The organism is Sphingopyxis granuli NBRC 100800 (genome assembly GCF_001591045.1).
GTDB lineage: Bacteria > Pseudomonadota > Alphaproteobacteria > Sphingomonadales > Sphingomonadaceae > Sphingopyxis > Sphingopyxis granuli.
This window is the reverse complement of record NZ_BCUA01000052.1, coordinates 1-21,201: the sequence shown is the minus strand read 5'-3', so window position 1 is coordinate 21,201 and position 21,201 is coordinate 1. Positions and strand designations below refer to the sequence as shown.

The window sequence follows — 21,201 nt, the reverse complement described above, 5'->3', positions numbered from 1 at the left end:
TTCAACATGAATGAAAGATATGATGACAGACACTAACATGGACATGGTGGCCGGCGTCGGCCGCGAGGACTGGGAACGGCGCACGACAAGCCGAACGGGAGCGGGACGCGTGGCCGACCCCTATCCGAAGCTCGCCGAATTGCGCCGGCAGGGGCCGATCCACCGCGGATCGACCTTCGACCTGTTCGGCGTGCCCGACCCGATGGCCGAAGTCTGGCCCGACGCGCCGCGCTTCATCTCGGTCGGCTATGACGTGACCGAACAGATATTGCAGGACAATATCGGTTTTTCGAATGCCGGCATCCGCAAGATGACCGAATATGTCTTCGGTGAAGTGTCGTTGATGGGCTCCGACGATCCCGAGCATCGCAAGTTCCGCGCCCTCGTCCAGCCCGCCTTCACCCGGCACGGTCTCGACCTGTGGCGCGGGTTCGTCCGGCCGCGCCTCGACCATCTGATCGAAGGGTTCAAGGCGAAGGGACGCACCGACCTCTATTTCGAATATTGCGCCGAGTTCCCCGTCTATGTCATCGCGATGGTGCTCGGTATCCGGCCGCAAGATCTCGAGCGCTTTCACGAATGGGCCGCGATGCTCCAGATCGCGGCCGCGACGCCCGACGAGGCGCGCAATGCCCGGCTGGCGGTGGAGGAGTATATGCGCGGAATCATCGAGGATCGGCGCCGCAATCCGCGCGACGACATCGTCAGCATGCTGCTGCAACGCGAGATCGAGCTCGACGGCGTGCAGCAGAAGATCAGCGAGCGCCACCTCCTCGGCCTGATCAACAACCTGCTGCCGGCGGGGGCGGGCACCACCTATCGCTCGCTCGGCATCCTGCTCGTCACGCTGCTCGAACGGCCCGAACTGCTCGAACGCCTCTATCACGACCGCGAGCGGATTCCGCGCGTCATCGAGGAACTGTTGCGCTGGAACGGCCCGGTGCTGTTCGCGCCGCCCCGGCTCGCCACGCGCGATATGGTCGTCGCCGGGGTCGAGATTCCCGCGGGATCGATCGTCGAGCCGGCCATCGGCGCCGCCAACCGCGACCCCGCGCGTTTCGAGGATCCCGACAGCTTCATCGCCGACCGCAACCCGCGCGTCACCCTGTCCTTCTCGACCGGGGTTCATTATTGCGCCGGGTCGCAGGTAGCGCGGATGGAGCTGACGGCGGCGCTGAACGCCCTGCTCGACCATCTTCCGCACCTGCGGTTCGATGACAGCCAGCCGCCCCCGCAGATCACCGGCCTGATGTATCGCATGCCGACCGGCGTGCCGGCGATGTGGGGATGAAGGCCGCGATCTTCGTCGCGCCCGGCGAGGCGCTGCGGCTGGAAGAGGTGGAGAGCCTACCGCTCGGGCCGACCGATGTGCATGTCCGCGTCGACGCCACCGCGCTCTGCCAGACCGATGTCGCCGTGCGCCGCGGCGATCACAGCTATGGGTCGCCGCTGCTGATGGGGCACGAAGCGAGCGGCACCGTGCTGGCCGTCGGCAGCCATGTCGCGGGGCTGAAGGCGGGCGACACGGTCATCAGCTCGTCAGCGCCGGCCTGCGGCCGCTGCATCCAGTGCGCCTCCGGCCGCCCGCATATCTGCGTCCAGTCGCTTCACCTGCGATCGGTGCCCCGCGCGCGCCGTGCCGACGGATCGGTCGCGACCGGCCTTTTCGGACTTGGCACCTTCGCCGAGGAAATGGTGGTCGACCGGGCATCGCTGGTCGCGGTCGATACCGATCAGCCGCCCGAATCGCTGGCCCTGATCGGGTGCGGCGTCACCACCGGCCTGTCGACCGTTCTCAACCGGACCCAGCTGTCGCATGGCGGGTCGCTGGCGGTCATCGGCTGCGGCACCGTCGGGCTCGCCGCTATCCTGGGCGCGGGCCTGAAGGGTGCGGCGACGATCGTCGCCATCGACCCCAATCCCGCGCGCCGCGACGATGCCCGGCGCCGGGGCGCGACGCTGGTCCTCGATCCGGGGGCGGGCGATCCGGCCGAGGCCGTCCGCGCCGCGACCGGCGGACTGGGCGTCGACGCGACCATCGATGCGGTCGCAGCCCCCGCCACCGTGGCGCAGGCGCAGGCGATCACGCGCCGTTCGGGGGAAATCGTCATCGTCGGCATGCCTCCGGCGAACGCGACGTTCGAGCTGGCCGCCCTGCCCTTCTTCCTGTCCGAACAGCGCCTGTCGAGCGCGCTGTTCGGTTCGGCGAACATCCGCCGCGACTTTCCCGCCTTCGTCCGGCTGGCCGAAAGCGGCCGGCTCGATCTTGCCAGCTTCGTCAGCCGCACGCTGGCGCTGGGCGACGTGAACGCGGGGCTCGACGCCTTGTCGCGCGGAGAGATACTGCGCGCGGTGATCCGCCCCGGCCGCCGGTGAGAGGATCCGGCGACCGGGGCGTCCCCGTCAGGCGATCGCCCGATCCTCGGCCGGCTGCGCCGCGAACGCCCCCATCACCTCTTTCGCGAAGAAGCGCAGCCGCTCGATGCCGCCCCACGGATCGTTGAACAGCACGTAGTCGACGCCGACCGCCTCCAGTTCCTTCAGGCGCGCGACGCATGCCCCGGGGGTGCCGATCACGGTCGAGGCCTCGGTCGCGTCGCGTGAGGAATCGAGCATCTGCGACCCCACCACCGGCGCTTCGCTTTCCTCGCCCGGCACCCGCGCGGTCGCGGCGAGCATCGCGATGGCTTTCAGCCGCCGTTCGATTTCCCCGGTCCGCTTCGCCTCGTCGTCGACGAGCAGCAGTCCGCGCGTCACCGCGATCTGGTGCGGCCGCGACGCCACACCGCGCCGGGTCTGCTCGTCGCGATACCAGGCAATGCGCTCGCCGATGGTTCGGGTGTCGCTGAACTGGTCGAGCATCAGCGACTGCCCGCGTGCCGCCGCCTGTCGCACCGAAGCCTCGCTCTGGGCGGCGACCCAGATCGGCGGATGCGGCTGCTGCACCGGCTGCGGTTCGACGAGGATGTCGCGATAGTGCCAGTATTCGCCGTCGTGCGACCAGCGTTCGCGCGTCGTCCAGCTTTTCAGGATCAGTTCGATGGCCTCGTTGAAGCGCGCCGGGGCGGTCGCGGGATCGACCATGAAGCCGTGGAACTCGTTGGGGCGATAGCCGCGGCCGATGCCGAAATCGAGCCGCCCGTCCGACACCACGTCGACCGTCGCCGCCTGCTCCGCCATCAGCACCGGGTTGTGCCACGGCAGCACCGTGACCCCGGTGCCAAGGCGCATGCTGGTCGTCAGCCCCGCCAGATAGGACAGCAGGGTCATCGAGGCGCTGAGCTGGCCCGCCCCGGTGAAATGATGCTCGACCAGGAACAGCGAATCGAACCCCAGTTCCTCCGCGCCGACGACATAATCGACGAAGCTGCGATAGGACTGGCTGTCGCCCGACTGGTCCGCGCCGCGGGCGGCGCCGCCGAAAAGTCCGAATTTCATGATCGTCTCCTTTGTCTGATTAGGGGGCGGTCGCCGGCTGCGCGGCCCGTTCGAGCCGCTGCCGCAGCGCCGGCTTGTCGATCTTGCCGATCGGATTGCGCGGCAGGCTGTCCAGAACGTGATAGGCGACAGGGCGCTTGAACCGCGCGAGCGCCGTCTCGATTTCCGCCTGCAGCGCGGGGACGAGGGCGTCGGCATCGCCGCCCTCGGGCGCGACGACGAAGGCGACGGGCACCTCGCCCATCACGGCGTCGGGCCGGCCGACCACGGCGGCTTCGGCAACGAGGTGCGTCGCCATGATCGCCTCTTCGACTTCGGACGGATAGATATTCTCCCCGCCCCGGATGATGAGGTCCTTCTTGCGCCCGACCAGTGTCAGCCATCCCTCGCCGTCCAGACGGCCGAGGTCGCCCGTCCGCAGCCAGCCGTCGACCAGCACCGCGGCGCTATCCTCCGGCCGGCGCAGATAGCCTTTCATCACGTTGCCGCCGCGGACGGCGACCTCGCCGACCGTATCGGGCGGACAGAACGCCCCGTCCTCGCCGACGATCGCGACCTCGATGCCGGGCATCGCGCGGCCGACGCTGCCGGGGCGGCGCGGGCCGTCGAGGGGGTTGAGGGTCGCGCCGACGGTCGATTCGGTCAGCCCGTACCCTTCGAGGACCGGCACGGCGTAACGCGCCTCGAACGCCCCGATCGCCTGCGCGGGCATCGGCGCGGCGCCGCAGATGGCGAAGCGCAGCCGAGGCGCCGGCGCGATGGCGCCGCGTTCGGCGGTCAGCAGCAGATACATCGCCGGCACGCCCGAGAAATAGCTCGCGCCGCTGTCGCGCACGCTCTGCCAGAAGCTGTGCCGGTCGAAATGTTCGAGGATGCACGCGCCGCCGCCCGCCGCGAGCGGGGCCAGGATGCTGACCAGCAGGGCGTTGACGTGAAACAGCGGCATCACGAGCAGCGACAGGTCGCCGTCGAGCCGCAGCGCGGCGTGGATCGAGCGCAGCATCGCGTCGATGTTGCCGTGGCTCAGCATCACGCCCTTGGGCCGGCCCGTCGTGCCGCTGGTGTAGATGAGCAGCGCGGTGTCGTCGGCCGCCACCGCCGCGTCGGGCAGGACCGCCGCCGATCGCTCGGGCGGCGCATCGACCGGCAGCAGCGTCGCCGTCGTCCCCGTCAGGCGGTCGCGCGCGGCGGCGTCGACCAGGATCAGCCGGCTTCCCGAATCCGCGACCTGATACAGCGCTTCGGCGCTGGTCAGCGCCGGGTTGATCGGCATGAAGGCGGCGCCGATCCGCCACGCGGCGAACATCGCGACGACGATGTCGATCCGGTTCGGCAGCATCGTCGCGACCACGTCGCCGCGCCCGACCCCCTTCTGCACGAACAGCAGCGCCAGCCCCGCGACCTCGGCAGCGAAATCGGCCGACGACAAAGCGCGCTGCTCGTCCCGTATCAGAGGCGCGCCACCATCCCGGCGCGGCTTCCAATGGATGTGCAGGGGATGAAAATCGTCCATCGCCGTCACCCCATCCCGTAGGCGCCATAGGCCGAGGCCGCCGCCGGATCGAGGCTGCCCCAGTCGACGCTGGGCGAGGCGTCCTCCGAGGTCAGGATATCGACGATCGCCGGTCCCTCCCCCTGCCACGCCTCGCGAAGCGCCGCCCGCGCCTCTTCGAGCGTTTCGGCACGATAGCCGCGCGCGCCCATCGCCCGCCCCATCGCCGCGAAATCGACCGGTCCGAAGGTCGAGCGCGGCTCGATGTCGAGCATCTTCTCGCCCTGCATGATCCAGCCGAAGCCGGCGTTGTTGAGGATGACGAAGACGATCGGCAGCCGGTGCCGGACCGCCGTTTCGACCTCGCCGATCCAATAGGAGGTGGCGCCGTCGCCCGACACCGCCACCACGCGCCCGCCCGGCCGGTCGCCCAGCGCCAGCGCCGCGCCGATCGCGGCGCCCCCGGCCCAGCCGATCCCGGCCAGCCCGCGCGGCGCCAGGAAATGCCGCCCGCTGCCGCGCACGCGATAGCGCGAAGCGGTCCACCCCGACGCCAGGCTGGCGTCCGACACCAGAACGCAGTCCTCGTCCGCAAGGTCGGACAGCGCGAGGATCACCTGCTCCGGCGCGACGCGCGGATCGCCTTCGGCCGTGCCCGGCTGCGCGGGGCATTCGGAAAGGTCCGTCTGCCACGCCGCGCGCGGCGCCGCGCCGCCCAGCGCCTCGCGCAGGCGGCGCGCGGTGCGCCCCGCGTCGGCACAGATCGCCAGCCGCGCCGGAATCGCGCGCCCCAGTTCGGCCCCGTCGCTGTCGACATGGATCAGCGTCTGCCGCGCCGACGGCAGACGCCAGAGGAAGGAATTGAACTGGGCGAATTTCGACCCCAGCACCAGCACCACATCCGCCTGGCGCAGCGCCACGCTGGCTTCGACCGATCCGAACACGCCGACGACACCGCGCGACAGCGGATGATATTCGTCGATGACCCCCTTGCCGTTGATCGAGGTAACGACGGGGATCGAGCATTGCTCGGCCAGCGCGACCACCTCGGCCGCCTCGCGGCTGCTGAGCGCCCCGCCGCCGGCGAGGATCAGCGGACGCTGTGCCTGCGTCAGCAGCTCGGCCGCCTGCGCGACATCCTCGGTCCGCGGCGCCGCGCCGTAGCGCGGCCAGCGCCCCGCCTCGGGGTCCGCCGCCACGGCATCGCCGGCGGCTGGCGCGAAGAAGATGTCCTCCGGAATCTCGAGCACCGCTGGGCCGGCGCGGCCGGTCACGGCGGTGCGCACCGCCTCGGCAAAGACATCGGGCAAGCCCTCCGGCGCGTGGACGCGGCTGACCCGCTTGGTCACGCCCTGCAGCATCGCCTGCTGCTCCATCGCCTGCGAGGCAACGCCGCGCACGCGCAGATGCTCGCGCTCGGTCTTCACGTCGGCGACGATCGCGAGGACCGGGATCGCGGAGGCATAGGCTTCCGCCAGCCCCGACACCAGGTTGGTCGCCCCCGGACCGACCGTCGCGTCGCACACCCCGATCCGGCCCGATACACGGGCATAAGCATCGGCAGCGCAGGCGGCATTGCGCTCGTCGCGCATCATCACGTGGCGGAACCCATGGCGGCGCGCGGCGGCATAGAGGGGAATGGTCTGCCCGCCCGGCACGCCGAAGCACACGCTGGCGCCGACCGCCTCCAGGCATTCGATCAGGGCGTCGCCGAACTGGCGCTGGGTTTCATTCTGTTTCATATTGACCCCTTGAAGACGGACCGGAAGCCGGCCGTTCGATGGTTTCGCAAAGGCGGGAAAAGGGGTGCAGCGCCGCGAGCAGCAGCAGGATGGACAGCGTCCCCGCGCCCACGACGAGCACGACCATTCCCGACGACAGATTGGCCCCGCCGCCCAGCCGGTCGGAGACCATCGCCACGACCATCGGCCCGCAACCGACCGCGACCAGCGAATTGACGAGCGTGTAGACGGCGGCGAACAGGCCGGTCGCACGCGGCGGCACCGTCCAGTTGATCGCGAAGATGGCGTAGGTGCCCGAGGGCACGAGAAAGAAATATCCGGCCGCGAGCAACAGCAGCAGCATCGGCGCCGACGGAGCCGCGAAACCGGCGAGCAATGGCACCGCCCCCACCGCGATCGCCCCGGCGCAGATCAGCGGCAGCGCGTCCATGCGGCCGCGCGACCGGAAATGACCGGCGATGCGCGGCGCGGCCGCCAGTCCGGCAAGAGCCGCGGTCACGCCGGACAGCCCGAACCAGATTCCCGCCTGCCCCGCCTCGAAGCCGAAGTCGCGGACCAGCAGGCTGGGCAGCCACGAACTGACTCCCAGCACGATCGCCTGCCCAAGCGCGGAGGCGACGAACAGAAGGACGAACAGCGGCATGTTCCGGCGCGCGAAAACACGCTCGGGCGACGTCGGCGCCGCATCGACCGGCGCGGCCGCGCGGATCGACGCGGTGCGCGGCGGCTCGCGCACCGCCACGGCGAACAGCGCGGCGAGCAACAGGCCCGGCAGCGCCACGACGACGAACGTCGCCCGCCATGGCGCCAGAAACAGACTGCCGATCGCGACCGGCTCGCTGCCCAGCAGCTGCACCGCGACACCGCCCAGCATGAAGGCACCGAAGGCGCCGAACACACCGAAGCCGACGAAAACGCTCGTCGCGGCCGCGCGCCGGTCGGGCGGGAACAGGTCGGCGATCATCGAGATCGCCGCCGGAAACAGCACGGCCTCCGCCACCGCGACCCCGACGCGCAGGATCGCGACCGTTTCGAAGCTGGGCGCAAAGGCCGTCGCGATCGTCGCGGTCGTCCAGCACAGGACGCCGGCGAGGATCAGCCGGGTGCGCCGGACCCGGTCGGCGAGCCACCCCATCGGCAAGGCGAACACGCCGCCGAACAGCGCGAAGACCGGACCGACGAGCAGGGCGATGGCGGTGTCGCTGATGCCGAATTCGGCCCGCACCGGCGCCACCAGCAGCGCCAGGATCAGGCGGTCGAGATAGGAAACGATATACAGCAGGCCGAGCAGCAGGACGACGACCGGTGCCCCGGCCGCCGCCCATGGCCTCTGCCCCCTTCCCCTGCCCATGACGGAGAGAGTCGTCACGAGGTCAGAAGCTGTAGCGGGCGCGGACGCCAAACTGGCGCGGATCGCCGACGTAGCCGACGTACAGGCCGGTCGACAGCGGCGATGGGTAGACGAAATTCACATATTTGTCGTTGAACAGGTTCCGCGCGAAGGCTTCGAGCGTCAGCCCTGACGCCGTTTCGATGCCCAGCCGCGCGTTGATGATCGTCCGCGGCCCCTGAAAGGCATAGGGGTCGAGGTTCTGCTGATAAAAGACGCTGCTCTTGTGGCTGCCGTCGATCCGGCCATAGCCGGTCAGCGATCCCGTCAGCGGTGCGCGATATTCGGCCGATCCGCCCAGCGTCCATTCGGGTGCGTTCGGCAACCGCTTGCCCGACAGGTCGCACGGCGGCGCGATGCCGGGAACGCACGAACCGTCGGTGAAGTCCACGTAACGCGCATGGGTGTAGGACGTCTGGAATTGCAGCGTCAGCCCCTCGGTGGGGAGGGCGGTGACCTCCAGTTCGCCGCCCTTGATGCGGAAAAGCTCCGCATTGCGCGTGACCAGATTCAGGCCGTCGAAGGCCTGCGCCTGAAAATTCTGGTAATCGGTCCAGAACAGGGCCGCCGAAAAGCGCAGCTTGCGGTCGAGGATATTGCCCTTCAGCCCGATTTCGTAATTGGTGTTCTTTTCCGCGTCGAACTCGAAATTGTTGAAGTTCGGAAGGCGCGTCAGGTCGAACCCGCCCGGCTTGAACCCCCGCGCCACGCTGGCATAGAGGTTGAGGTCGCGCTGCAGGCTGTAGCGCGCGTTGGCGACCCAGGTGAACTGCGACTCCCGCCGCGACTGCTGGCGATTGCCCAGCGAAGCATAAGCGACGTTGCCCGACGTCTGGGTGAAATCGACGTCCTGGTCCTCGCGGGTATAGCGGCCACCGGCGGACAGGGTCAGACGGTCTGTCAGGTTGAAATCGACGTGCGCGAAGGCGGCATAGCTCTTGTCGTTCAGCCGCGACGCGATGGTGGTGTCGCCGCGCTGACCCGGAAGGATGACGGCCGCGGCGTCGGCGCGCGGCTGCAATATTTCCAGATCGTCGGACCGCCGCGCGAAATAATAGAGGCCCGCGACATAGGTCACGCGCTGTCCCGAGGGCGAAGCGATCCGCAATTCCTGACTGAACTGGTCGTGCCGCTGGTCGATGTAGAAATCGTCGAGCAGGCGGAGTGGCAGCGAATCGATATCGCTGATCGGCGTGACGTCCCAGCGGCGCCACGCCGTCACCGACGTCAGCACATGATCCCCGACATCGACGTTGATCTCCGCCGAAACCCCGCCGCCGCTGTTCGGGTTGAGGTTGCGGCTGTTCTGGATCGTCTGGCGCGAATAGGGCGATCCGGCGGGGATCAGCGAGACGATCGGGACACCGAAGACGTTGGCCGTGGGGGTCCAGGCAACGGGAATCGCCGAACAGCATTCGGACCGTTCGCGCAGATAATCGCCCGACAGAAGGACATCGAAGCCCTCGCCGCGATAATAGAGTTTCGCCCGGCCGCCGCTGCGGCGCAGATTGTCGACCGAACGGCCGGTGGTCGCATTGTGCGTCAGGCCGCCCCGGCGCACATGATAGGCCGAAACGCTGATGCCGAGTTGATCCTCGACCAGCGGCCCGGTCACGCTTCCGCGCAGTTCGAACGCGTCATGCTCGGCCGCAACGCCCTCGACGAAGCCTTCGACGCCCGACAGCGACGGACGCCGCGTGACGATATTGACGAGCCCGGCCGCCGTGTTGGCGCCGAACAGCGTCCCTTGCGGACCGCGCAGGATCTCGACGCGCTCGATATCGGCGAGTTCGCCCGTCGCCGCGCCGTAGCGGGCCAGAAAGACGCCATCCAGGAAGACGCCGACCGACGACTGCTTGCCGGGGTTGTCCTGCTGCGACGTTACCCCGCGCAGCATGATGCGCCCGGCCCGCGCATCGCCATATTGTTCGGAGGTGAAACCCGGCGCCACCTGCGACAGGTCGTGGAATTGCGTGACGCCCGCCGCGGCCAGTTGATCGCTGGTGAGCGCGGTCAGCGAAATGGGAACGTCGACCAGCCGCTCCTCGCGCTTCTGGGCGGTGATGATGATCTCCGCATCGCCCGAATCGACATGACTCGCGTTGCTCGTTGCGGTGGTTTGCGCGCCGACGGGATTCGCCGCGGCGACCACGGAAAGAGCCGCCGAGCACAAGAAAATCCTTTTTCGGTAGATATTTGCCATCGTTTCTCTCCCCAAGACCGCTCGTTGTTCGAACGGTTATTTTCCTATGAATTATCTATCTGATTATGATAAATCAAGCCTCTCGACGAAATTTCGGCTCGGGGGGCTTCACGGCCCCGGCGATGCGGCCGCCCCGCCCAAGGGAACGGCAGCGCCAGCGGGCCCGATGACGGGCCGATCAAATTCGCCTTGTCGAAGGGGTGGAAGCGGCGGGATCGGCGCGCGACTGCCGCCCGCGATTTCAGCCGCGCACCGCGAAGCGCGGTCTCGCCATTTCGTCAATATGCTCTTTGCGATCCGTCGGATCGGGCGGGAACGCCCTCGCCCGTCAACTGCCCCAGACGGTTTCCGCGTGGCGCAGGAAATTGAGTCCCATGATCTTCTCGATCCGGCCGCTCGAATAGCCATGGGCCGACAGAAGGTCGATCAGCCTGAAGAACTGGCCGGGTCCGCGCAGGTCGACGACGAAGGGATAGGTGTCCGGCCGTTCGCCGGCGGCGCTGATCCCGGCTGCGCGGCGCTCGGCGATCTCCTTCGCAAGGACGACCTGATATGCGTGGAGATCGTCGATCGCGGTCACGGTGCCGTCGGTGCCGATGCCGACATGATCCTCTCCGCAGATATTCACCGCATGGTCGATATGCGCGACGACGTCCGCGGCGCGGGCGCGGCCCGACCGGGCGAGAAACGGCATGAAATAGATGCCGACGAAGCCGCCCCTTTCGGCGACCAGCCGCAGTTCGGCGTCGGTCTTGTTGCGCGGCAGGTCGGTCACGGCGCGGCAGCCGGTGTGGTTGATCGAGATGGGGGCGGCCGACAGCCGCGCCGCCTCCAGGCAGGTGCGCTCGCCGCTGTGCGACAGGTCAACGATCATGCGCTGCGCGTTGAGCCGCTCGACGACCTCCCGCCCGAAGGGCGTCAGGCCGCGATTCTCGGGCGCCATGGCGCCGTCGCCGAGCCGGTTGGCGGGATTGTAGGTGAGCTGGAAAATGCGCACGCCCATGTCGGCGAACAGGTCGACGCGGCTCGCGTCCTCGCCGAGCATCGCGCCGTTCTGGAAGCCGTAGAGGATGCCGATCTTCCTTTCGGCCCCGGCGCGGCGGATGTCGGCGGCGCTGAAGATCTTGAGCAGATCGGCGGGATGGCGGCGGAGCAGCGCATCGGCCCTGGCGACGTCGCGGACGCTCGCTTCGAACGGGTCGTCGGGACCGGCGACATAGCCGAAGGTGCAGTTGATCGCGGTGACGCCCGATTCGCGCGCTTCGGCCAGCACGCGCGGCGAATAGGGATCGTCGGCGCCCTCGACATTGGGATCGGACAGGCCGCCGAGCGCATTGACGATCAGCCGGTTCGCGCGGCCGGGCGCCGCCGCGGCGCGCACCGCGGACGGCCCCAGCGAGGCCGCCGCCAGTCCCGCCGCGCCGGCCAGCAGCGACCGCCGGTCAATCGTCATCGCCAAGCTCCGCGGCCGTCGGGACGACATAATCGGCGCGACGGAATTCCCGGCCGCGCTTCACCGTCATCTCGATGCTCCCGATATTGCCGATGTCGGCGAGAGGATCTGCACGAAGAACGACAAGGTTCGCCAACTTCCCCACCTCGATCGACCCCATGTCGCTGTCCTGTCCCGCCGCACGCGCACCGACGAGCGTCGCCGAATGGATGACCGCGAGCGGCGGCATGCCAACGTCGTGGGCGAGGTAAAGCAATTCGGCATGGACCGCGGGCCACGGATCGCCGGCGGGGTTGACGAAATCGGTGCCGGTCGAGATCGGAATGCCCGCCCGCCACGCCTGCTGGGTCAGCGCGATCGTCCGCGCCCCGCTGCAGCGAAGCGGCTTCTTGCCCGGATCCGCCTTGCGTTCGGCCTCGAACTTGACGAACAGGCTGCCCGTCGCGTCGAGGATCGTGCCTTGCTTGCGCATCGTCCGATAGAGGCGGGCGACCACCGGATCGTCGCCCTTCGGGGCCAGCAAAGCCTCGTCGACCGGCGTGCGATCCTCATAGGCGGCGAGCATCACCGGCTGCGCCTCATAGGCCAGGTAGCAGACATGGCTGACGACATCGGCGCCCGCCTCGATCACCTGCGCCGGGCGGGCGGGAAAGACGGCGCTGTGCGCCCAGATCATCAGCTTCTGGCGGTGCGCCTCGGCGGTGATCGCAGCGACACGCTCGGCGGGCAGGTCGGCGTAGATCTTGATCGCGGTCGCCGCCGTGCCGCGCGCCAGCGCCACGGCCAGACGCAGGTCGGTCTTTGTGTCGATCGCCTGCATCCACGGCGCGGTGCCCGGCGCGAAACCCCGCGTCACCGCGAGGACGCGCGGATCGGCGAAGAAGGGCGGCCCCGCCATCAGCGCGGCATAATAGATGTCGGGCGCCGCTATCTCCCCGACCAGCGATGCGCGCGCCAGCTCGCCCACCGCGCGCAGGTCGTCCGCCATGTCGCGTACCGCGGTGACGCCGCCGTAGAGCTGGCGGCGCAGGAGCGCCTCCGCCCGCGCGCGGTTCGGCGGCGTCGCCAGATGGACGTGGCTGTCGATCAGCCCCGGGATGACGAAGCGGCCCGGCAGCGGAACCGTGCGCGCCGTCCGCGCGCGCTCCCCCAGGCTGCCGTGCGCGCCGACCGCGATGATCCGCTCGCCCTCAATCAATATGTCCTGACCGGGACGCGCCGGCGCCCCGGTTCCGTCGATGAGCGTCACGTCGGCATAGAGTATCGCCTCGGCCGCACTCGACGGAACGGCCGCCAACAGCGAAGCCGCAAAGACAAGCGAGCGGAGGAAAGCCGGGAGGGCGGACGGGCGCGGAAGCGATGCGGGCATGGCGATGGCGCTAGCCCCATTGCCCACCGTCCGCAATCGCCGGGCGCGCATCACGCCGCGCCGAGCTGGCGCAGCACGTCCTGCACCCCTGGAAAATCCCGATCCTGCCGCAGCGATTCGAGCCCCGCCGCGACGTCGAGTTCATAGTCGGCGACCCCCGCCGATTCGAGCTTGCGACGCGCGCCCATCGCGGTGATCAGCCGGGCCGCCGCGCGGTTGTGCGACAGGATATGGATGTCGAGCGTCGTCAGCCCGGCCGCGAGACAGTCGACGAGCAGCGCCGCGGTCATCATCCGCGCCAGCCCCAGCCCGTGAAAGGCGTCGAGCACCGCGATCGAATATTCGCCGACGCGCCCGTCGCTGTGATGCCGCACCGCGTGCACCGCGCCGATCGCCGGCTCGCCCTCGCATTCGGTGCAGATGGCGCCCCAGGCGATGTGATCGTGCCCGTCGACGTCGGCGAGCCGTTCGACCACCGCGTCGGGCATCGTCGGCGCCGGCGAGAAGAAGCGCAGATAGCGCGCCTCCGCCGACAGCTTCGCGATCCCCTGCCGCAGCAGGTCGGCATCGTCGGGCGTGATCGTGCGCAGACACACCGCCGTCCCGTCGGTGAGCCGGCTGCACACGACGATATTGTCGATCGGCCTTGCCCGGGCCTGCTCCATCGCCTGTCCTTCCGTCGCTGCGGAAGCGCGAAGCTAACCCGCCGCGGCGGCGATGGCCAGCCTCAGGCGTCGTCACCCATCCGCAACGCGGCGATGAACGCCTCCTGCGGGATGTTGACGTTGCCATATTCGCGCATCCGCTTCTTCCCCTCCTTCTGCTTTTCGAGGAGCTTCTTCTTGCGGGTCGCGTCGCCGCCATAGCATTTGGCGGTCACGTCCTTGCGCAGCGCGGCGATGGTTTCGCGGGCGATCACCTTGCCGCCGATCGCCGCCTGGATCGGAATCTTGAACATGTGGCGCGGGATCAGGTCCTTCAGTCGCTCGCACATGCCGCGTCCGCGCGCCTCGGCACTGCCGCGATGGACGATCATCGACAGCGCGTCGACCGGCTCGTTGTTGACGAGGATGCTCATCTTGACGAGGTCGCCGGGGCGGTGGCCGATCTGGTGATAGTCGAAGCTGGCATAGCCGCGCGAAATGCTCTTCAGCCGGTCGTAGAAGTCGAACACCACCTCGTTGAGCGGCAGTTCGTAGGTGATCTGCGCGCGGCCGCCCACGTAGGTGAGGTTCTTCTGGATGCCGCGGCGGTCCTGGCACAGCTTGAGGATCGCGCCGAGATATTCGTCGGGGACATAGATCACCGCCTCGATCCACGGCTCCTCGATCTCCTCGATCCGGTTCGGGTCAGGCATGTCGGCAGGGTTGTGCAGCTCCATCTCGGTCGGGCCGCCGTCCTTCGAACGAGTGAGCTTGAGCTTGTAGACCACCGACGGCGCGGTGGTGATCAGGTCGAGGTCGTACTCGCGGGTCAACCGCTCCTGGATGATCTCGAGGTGCAGCAGGCCGAGGAAACCGCAGCGGAAGCCGAAGCCCAGCGCGGCGCTCGTCTCCATCTCGAAGCTGAACGACGCGTCGTTGAGGCGCAGCTTCTGGATGCTTTCGCGCAGCTTCTCGAAATCGTTGGCGTCGGTGGGGAAGAGGCCGCAGAAAACGACCGGCTGCACTTCCTTGAACCCCGCCAGCGGCGCCGCGGCGGGCTTCTTGGCGTCGGTCACCGTGTCGCCGACGCGCGCCTGCGCGACGTCCTTGATCTGCGCGGTGATGAAACCGATCTCACCGGGGCCGATCTCGGTCAGGTCCTGCCGCTTCGGGGTGAAGCAGCCGACGCGGTCGATCAGGTGGGTGGTGCCCGCCTGCATGAACTTGATCTGCTGGCCCTTCCTCAGCACGCCGTCGACGACGCGGACGAGGATGACGACGCCCAGATAGGGGTCGTACCAGCTGTCGACGAGCATCGCGACCAGCGGCGCGGCGGGGTCGCCCTTCGGCGGGGGGATCTTCGCGACGATCGCCTCGAGCGCGTCCTCGATGCCGATGCCCGACTTGGCCGAGGCGAGCACCGCATCGTCGGCAGGCAGGCCGATGATATCCTCGATCTCCGCCTTCACCTTGTCGACGTCGGCGGCGGGCAGGTCGATCTTGTTGATGACCGGGACGATCTCGTGATCATGCTCGATCGACTGATAGACGTTGGCGAGGGTCTGCGCCTCCACCCCCTGCGCCGCATCGACGACGAGCAGCGCGCCCTCGCAGGCGGCGAGCGACCGCGACACCTCATAGGCGAAATCGACGTGGCCCGGCGTGTCCATCAGGTTGAGCTGATAGGTCTCGCCGTCGTGCGCCTTGTACGACAGGCGCACGGTCTGCGCCTTGATGGTGATGCCGCGCTCCTTCTCGATGTCCATATTGTCGAGCACCTGCGCCGACATCTCGCGCTCGGTGAGGCCGCCGGTGAACTGGATCAGCCGGTCGGCGAGCGTCGACTTGCCATGGTCGATGTGCGCGATGATCGAGAAGTTGCGGATATGCGAAAGGGGCGTTGTCATGGCGCCGCCCGTTAGCAGGGGTTGAGGGCGCTGTCAGCAGGCTCGTAAAGCCACAAAAACCCCGCATGGGCGGTCCGATTTTGTGTTCTTTGTGGCTTTAGGTCCACGAAGGCCGAAAGATCGCGAAGAAGGCGTGCGGGCGCAAAGGTTCGCGCAGCGGAGTAGCGGATGGCGATGAGACAAAGAGCCAGCATCAAGAGGCTGGCATAGCGGAATAATGTAGGAAGGCATTATTTCGGTGGCTTCCGATGTTGCACCGTTCCGTGGACGGCGGCATGACAACTTGGGGAGACACCATTGAGCCGCCAGTTGATTAATGAATATCGCGCCGAACTCGACCGGCTTCGCGCCGTGTCAGGTAGCCGCCGCGAAAGCGTGTTGCGCGAGGCGTTCAAGGATTTGCTCAAGCGCTGGGGCCGTGCGAACGACCTGCAGTTCATCGCCGAGCATGACATACTGACCAGGCAGATGACGCGCATCTACATCGACGGCGCACTGCTGCACGGCCTGCGCGTCCCCTTCGGTTATTGGGAGGCGAAGGACGAGAACGACGATCTGACGGCCGAGATCGATGCGAAGTTCCGTAAGGGCTATCCGCGCGACAATATCGTCTTCACCGACGATGTGACCGCGGTGCTGTGGCAGGACGGTACCGAGGTGATGCGCGCCGACATGCAGGGCGACGACGACAGCCTGCTCAACCTGCTCACGCGCTTTTTCGCGCACGAGCGCGCCGAGATCGCCGATTTCAACAAGGCGGTGAAACAGTTCGCGACCGACCTGCCCGAGATATTGAAGGCCCTACGCGACCGGATCGCCGAAAAGCACGCCGCCTCGCGCGACTTCGCCGCCGCGGTCGCAGCCTTCCTGCAGCACGCGCGCGATGCGATCAATCCGGCGGTCAGCGACGACGATGTGCGCGAGATGCTGATCCAGCACATCCTGACCGAGGACATTTTTGCCAAGGTGTTCAACGACCCCGATTTCCACCGCAAGAATAATGTCGCCGCCGAGCTGTACAAACTCGAAGACAAGCTTTTCGAGGACCGTGGCGAGAAGCCCGCACTGCTCCGTGCGCTCGACCCCTATTATGCCGGAATCGCCTCGACCGCGGCGCTGATCCAGAGCCATTCGGAGAAGCAGGGCTTTCTGAAGGCGCTCTACGAGGATTTCTACAAGGCCTATAACCGCAAGGCGGCCGACCGGCTGGGCGTGGTCTATACGCCGGGCGAGATCGTGCGCTTCATGATCCGCTCGGCCGACTGGTTGTGCGAAAAGCATTTCGGCAGGAACCTGATCGACAAGGGGGTCGAGATTCTGGACCCGGCGACGGGAACGGGCACCTTCATCGTCGAACTGCTTGAGCATTTCCGGGGCAATCACGACAAGCTGCGCCACAAATACCGGCAGGAACTGCACGCCAATGAGGTCGCGATCCTGCCCTATTATGTCGCCAATCTGAATATCGAGGCGACCTATCAGGCGATCACCGGCGAGTTCGCCGAATATGAGAATCTCTGCCTGGTCGACACGCTCGACAATGTCGCCGCGCTCGGCATTTATTCGGGTCACCAGTTCGAAATGTTCGGCGCGATCACCGACGACAATATCAAGCGCATTAAACGGCAGAATTCACGCAAGATCAGCGTGATCATCGGCAACCCACCCTATAATGCGTGGCAGGAAAATTATAATCAGAACAACGCCAACCGCCCCTATCAACGCGTCGATGAGCGGATCAAGCAGACGTACATCAAGGAAGGAACGGCGCAGAACAAGAACAGCGTGTACGATATGTACACGCGTTTCGTGCGCTGGGCCTCGGACCGATTGGGCGACGAAGGGATCGTCGCCTTCGTCATCGGCCGCAAGCCAATCGCCAAGGCGGCCTATGATGGCTTTCGGAAGGTTGCCGAACGAGAGTTCAGCGATATCTGGCTGATGGACCTCGGTGGCGACGTCCGTGACAATCCCAGGCTATCGGGGACGACGCACAATGTGTTCGGCATCCAGACGGGGGTGATGATTGCGCTGCTGGTAAAGCGCAAAGGCAAAGGCGGCGCCGTAATCCGCTATGCTCGGCGGCCCGAGATGGAGACGGCAGCGGACAAGTTGGCTTGGTTGGGCCAAGTATCGACGTTCGGGGAAGTTGCAACGGAAGCGATAGTTCCGGACCGTCGTCACGACTGGCTCAATCAAGCCACAAACAATTGGGATGAATTTCTGCCTCTCGTAAATCCCAAACTGGGCCTAGAGGCTCCGTCCAGTGCCGCAAAGGCGATCTTCAGGTTGACATCGAATGGATTGGAAACTGGAAGAGACGAATGGGCCTACGACGAGAACTTAGGCTACCTAAAAGACAAAATAGAATGGTTCATTGGCCAATATAATAAGGCCATTCACTCGGGTGACAGGCGATTTGTCAAACTAGATAGACAATTAAATAGGCATTTCCAAAAGCGAACTACGCTGAATTTCAACTTGAAAGCGATAAGGCACGCGGAGTTTAGAGCCTTTAGCGGAAGATGGGTTTACTTTGATGAGTTCTTAAATGCCTATCACTCGCGGCTGCATGGCTTTTTCCTAGACGAAGAGTATAACCCAACCATCGCTTATGACGGGATGGCCGCAGACTATTCATTTACGGCGCTAAGTGTCGGCGGCCTCTTTGACAAAGGTCTTACAAAAACTGGCAACGGACGCGCCCAAGGCGTCGCCCGCTATCGCTACACCAAATCCGGCGAACGCGTCGACAACATCACCGACTGGGGGCTCAACAAGTTCGTCGCGCATTACGGCAAGAAGGCTGGCATCACCAAGGACGCGATCTTCCATTATGTCTATGCCGTGATGCACGACCCCGTGTATCGCGACAAATATGCGCTCAATCTGAAGCGCGAGTTTCCGCGCATCCCTTTCTATCCCGACTTCGTCAAATGGGCGGCGTGGGGCGAGACGCTGATGGCGATGCATATTGGCTATGAGGATGTCGAGCCGTGGGCGGTCGAACGGGTCGACACGCCCAATGCCAGGCGCGCCGAGGGGACGCATCCCAAACCGATCCTGAAATCGCTCCCCGAACAGGGGCTGGTGCGCGTCGACGAGGATACGCAGATCACCGGCATTCCGCGCGAAGCGTGGGATTACCGGCTGGGCAATCGCTCGGCGATCGATTGGGTGTTGGACCAGCACAAGGAAAAGACGCCCCGCGACCCGACAATCCGCGAGAAATTCAACACCTACCGCTTCGCCGATTACAAGGAGCGCATGATCGACCTGCTGGCGAAGGTGGTGCGGGTGAGCGTCGGCACGGTCGCGATCACCGAAGCGATGAAAGCGCTCGACCGGAGCGGGTGGGACGAAGGCGCAGAGACGAAATGACGGTGAAATATCTCGTGCGGACGCCGCTGTTTCCGCTCTACAGCGATCTTCGCGCCTGCATGCGCGCGTGGGCGGAAGAGCCCGTGTCACTGGTGCTGGACCTGCACAACAAGTTGATGGCGCTGACCGGAACGCCGCAATCGCCGGTCGACTGGACCGATCCCGATACATGGATTCCCGAGCGGCTGAGCGGCGAACATGCGCGGCTGGCGCGTGAACTGTGGGAGACGAGCGGCAAGCGGACGAATCCCCGGCACGTTTATGGCGCCTATCTGCTGATCAATTCGGCCGGGCTGTTGGCGCAGGAGCAGGGCATCTATCGTCTGACCGACCGCAGCAGGGCCTTTCTGGACCACGACCGCGCATTGATGGAGGAGATCGACCGGAACGAGGGCCTGCCCCGCATTTTGGCTCTGCTTGCCGAAAAGGCGTCGGCCAAGCGCAGCGATCTTCTCGACGATTGGGGTCATTATCTGGCGCAGGTGTCGAGGATCACCAGCCTGTCGATGATCAAGGACACGCTGCGCCGCCGATTGCTCAATTTGGTCGAGCGCGGGTTGGTCGATCGCGACGGCAACCGCTATTCGCTATCCGAAGCCGGCCGGTCCTATCTGAAATCGCTGGGTGAACAGGTGTCGCCGGCGGCGCAAAAAGCCATCGGCCCAACACCGAGCGAGATTGACGCCGCCTCCGCGATCGCCGCGCACAACAGGGATGCGCGTGAGGCGCTGGTGGGGCGACTGATGGCACTCGACCCCTATGCCTTTGAACATTTCGTCAAGGAATTGCTCGAAGCGATGGATTATGAAAATGTCCAGGTGACGAAGCAAAGCGGCGACAAGGGCGTCGACGTCGTCGCCAACTTCCAGTTCGGCATCACCGATATCAAGGAAGTCGTTCAGGTGAAGCGCAGCGAGTTGACCGTCAGACGACCGCTGATCGATCAGCTTCGCGGCGCTTTACCCTATCATGGTGCGATACGCGGAACGCTGATCACGCTCGGACGCTTCGCCAAAGGCGTCGAAGAGGCCGCGCTGTTCCCCGGAGCTGCTCCGATCACCCTGATCGACGGCGAGCGGCTGGTCGAGCTTGTCGAGAAGCACCAGGTCGGGTTGCGCCGAAAACCGGCCTATCTGCTCGAAATTGACGAGGCTTTTTTCGCCGAAAGGAATCTCGAAATTCCCGATGCCGGCGAAAATATGGAAACGGCAACCAGCGATACCTAATCGCTCGCGCACGGCGATCGCTCGAGCCACCGCTCGCAATCGTCACGCACCCGCGCGTCCTTATCGCGCAGCCCGCGTTCGAACACCGCCGTCCTGCCCCCGCCCTCCTCCACCGCCGCCAGCGCGGCGAGCGCGGTGGCGCGGACGCGGGGGACGGGGTGCGCAGCGGCGAAATGGTCGGCGACGTCCTTGCCCTCGTCGGTCAGGTGAACCGCGCAGCGCAGCAGCATCTCCGCCGCCGTGATCGTCGGGCGGCGGGCGATGGTGCGGCTTTCGAGATCGACGATATACTGGTCGCGCCATGGAACGGCTTCGCCCTCGTCCATGATGTTGAGGCTGACCGACAGGCGCTCGGGCGGGAGCTGGCTGTGGATGTCGCGGTGGGCGCGGTAGAGCATCATCGTGCCTTCGCTCAAGGCGCTGCGCTCGACGAAGCGCAGGTCCAGCGGCTCGCCGAGGCGGCCGTCGACCGCCTCCGCGTCATAATCATAATAGTCGCTGATATAGCCCGGCCCCCAATAGCCGACAGTCAGGAACGAGAAATTATGGTCGTGCGGCAGGCCGTAGGCGAAGGCGGCGGCGCCGCTGGCGGCATAGGCGGCGTCGCGCTCGGCCGGCCACATGTTGGCGCGGATGAAATAGCCGCAGCGGCTGCGATGGAGCAGGAAGACCTGCGCCGAATAGCGGTTCGCCTCGAGTTGGTCGCGGTAGCTCGCCTTGAGTTCGGCGACCACGCGATCGGCAAGGAAATCGCGGTTGTTCGCCAAACCCGCGAGAAGCACCGCGCAGCGCGCGAGGCTGTCCTCGCATTCGAGATCGACGCCGGCCTCGTCGAGGCGCGCCGCCACCTCCTCCAGATCATATTCGGGCGCGGCGGGCGCGGCGATCGGGCGCGGCATGATATTCTCCTGCTCGCCTCCCGCTTTCGGGAGGAGTTGGGGGGTGGGCGGCGCATC

General features: G+C 66.4%; 14 protein-coding genes. 4 read left to right on the top strand and 10 right to left on the bottom strand.

Translation table 11 applies throughout. The features are described from left to right. Window positions 1-22: 22 nt before the first annotated feature. Entirely contained in the window at window positions 23-1,291 is a 1,269-nt protein-coding gene (locus SGR02S_RS12650; RefSeq protein ID WP_169799686.1) for a cytochrome P450, read from the top strand. After that, complete coding sequence (locus SGR02S_RS12645; RefSeq protein ID WP_067110309.1) at window positions 1,288-2,376, top strand: zinc-binding dehydrogenase; 1,089 nt, start codon at window positions 1,288-1,290, stop codon at window positions 2,374-2,376. Before SGR02S_RS12650 ends, SGR02S_RS12645 begins: the two co-directional genes overlap by 4 nt. 27 nt (window positions 2,377-2,403) lie before the next feature. Here SGR02S_RS12645 and SGR02S_RS12640 read toward each other — a convergent pair whose 3' ends face one another. The 9 genes from SGR02S_RS12640 to lepA all read right to left on the bottom strand — a co-directional run bounded on the left by SGR02S_RS12640 (window position 2,404) and on the right by lepA (window position 15,638). Continuing rightward, window positions 2,404-3,438, bottom strand: a complete 1,035-nt coding sequence (locus SGR02S_RS12640; protein ID WP_067110307.1) for an LLM class flavin-dependent oxidoreductase — start codon at window positions 3,436-3,438, stop codon at window positions 2,404-2,406. A gap of 19 nt (window positions 3,439-3,457) precedes the next feature. Then, window positions 3,458-4,951: a class I adenylate-forming enzyme family protein gene (locus SGR02S_RS12635; protein ID WP_067110304.1), complete on the bottom strand. Its 1,494-nt coding sequence runs from the start codon at window positions 4,949-4,951 to the stop codon at window positions 3,458-3,460. 5 nt (window positions 4,952-4,956) lie between these two features. Next, entirely contained in the window at window positions 4,957-6,672 is a 1,716-nt protein-coding gene (locus tag SGR02S_RS12630) for a thiamine pyrophosphate-binding protein (protein ID WP_067110301.1), read from the bottom strand. Further along, a complete protein-coding gene (locus SGR02S_RS12625) occupies window positions 6,659-8,041 on the bottom strand; it encodes an MFS transporter (RefSeq protein ID WP_156483072.1) in 1,383 nt (460 codons plus the stop codon). The genes SGR02S_RS12630 and SGR02S_RS12625 overlap by 14 nt, the downstream gene beginning before the upstream one ends. Before the next feature lie 4 nt (window positions 8,042-8,045). Then, window positions 8,046-10,214, bottom strand: coding sequence for a TonB-dependent receptor (locus SGR02S_RS12620; protein WP_067110296.1), 2,169 nt, complete (start codon window positions 10,212-10,214; stop codon window positions 8,046-8,048). Between the two features lie 379 nt (window positions 10,215-10,593). Continuing rightward, window positions 10,594-11,718, bottom strand: coding sequence for a dipeptidase (locus tag SGR02S_RS12615; protein WP_067110293.1), 1,125 nt, complete (start codon window positions 11,716-11,718; stop codon window positions 10,594-10,596). Continuing rightward, on the bottom strand, window positions 11,708-13,087 hold the full coding sequence (locus SGR02S_RS12610) for an amidohydrolase family protein (protein WP_067110290.1): 1,380 nt from the start codon (window positions 13,085-13,087) through the stop codon (window positions 11,708-11,710). Before SGR02S_RS12610 ends, SGR02S_RS12615 begins: the two co-directional genes overlap by 11 nt. A gap of 50 nt (window positions 13,088-13,137) precedes the next feature. After that, on the bottom strand, window positions 13,138-13,752 hold the full coding sequence (locus SGR02S_RS12605; protein ID WP_067110287.1) for a GNAT family N-acetyltransferase: 615 nt from the start codon (window positions 13,750-13,752) through the stop codon (window positions 13,138-13,140). Window positions 13,753-13,814: 62 nt separating this feature from the next. Beyond that, window positions 13,815-15,638, bottom strand: coding sequence for a translation elongation factor 4 (gene lepA / locus SGR02S_RS12600; protein WP_067110284.1), 1,824 nt, complete (start codon window positions 15,636-15,638; stop codon window positions 13,815-13,817). A 309-nt stretch (window positions 15,639-15,947) separates the two neighbouring features. Between lepA and SGR02S_RS12595 the strand changes: the two genes are divergently transcribed. Next, window positions 15,948-19,019, top strand: a complete 3,072-nt coding sequence (locus SGR02S_RS12595; protein WP_218000135.1) for a type ISP restriction/modification enzyme — start codon at window positions 15,948-15,950, stop codon at window positions 19,017-19,019. Beyond that, on the top strand, window positions 19,016-20,245 hold the full coding sequence (locus tag SGR02S_RS12590; RefSeq protein ID WP_067110278.1) for a restriction endonuclease: 1,230 nt from the start codon (window positions 19,016-19,018) through the stop codon (window positions 20,243-20,245). The genes SGR02S_RS12595 and SGR02S_RS12590 overlap by 4 nt, the downstream gene beginning before the upstream one ends. Here the strand turns inward: SGR02S_RS12590 and SGR02S_RS12585 are convergent. Continuing rightward, window positions 20,242-21,201: hypothetical protein (locus SGR02S_RS12585; protein WP_218000134.1), on the bottom strand; the 960-nt coding region annotated here is incomplete at its 5' end. The genes SGR02S_RS12590 and SGR02S_RS12585 overlap by 4 nt on opposite strands.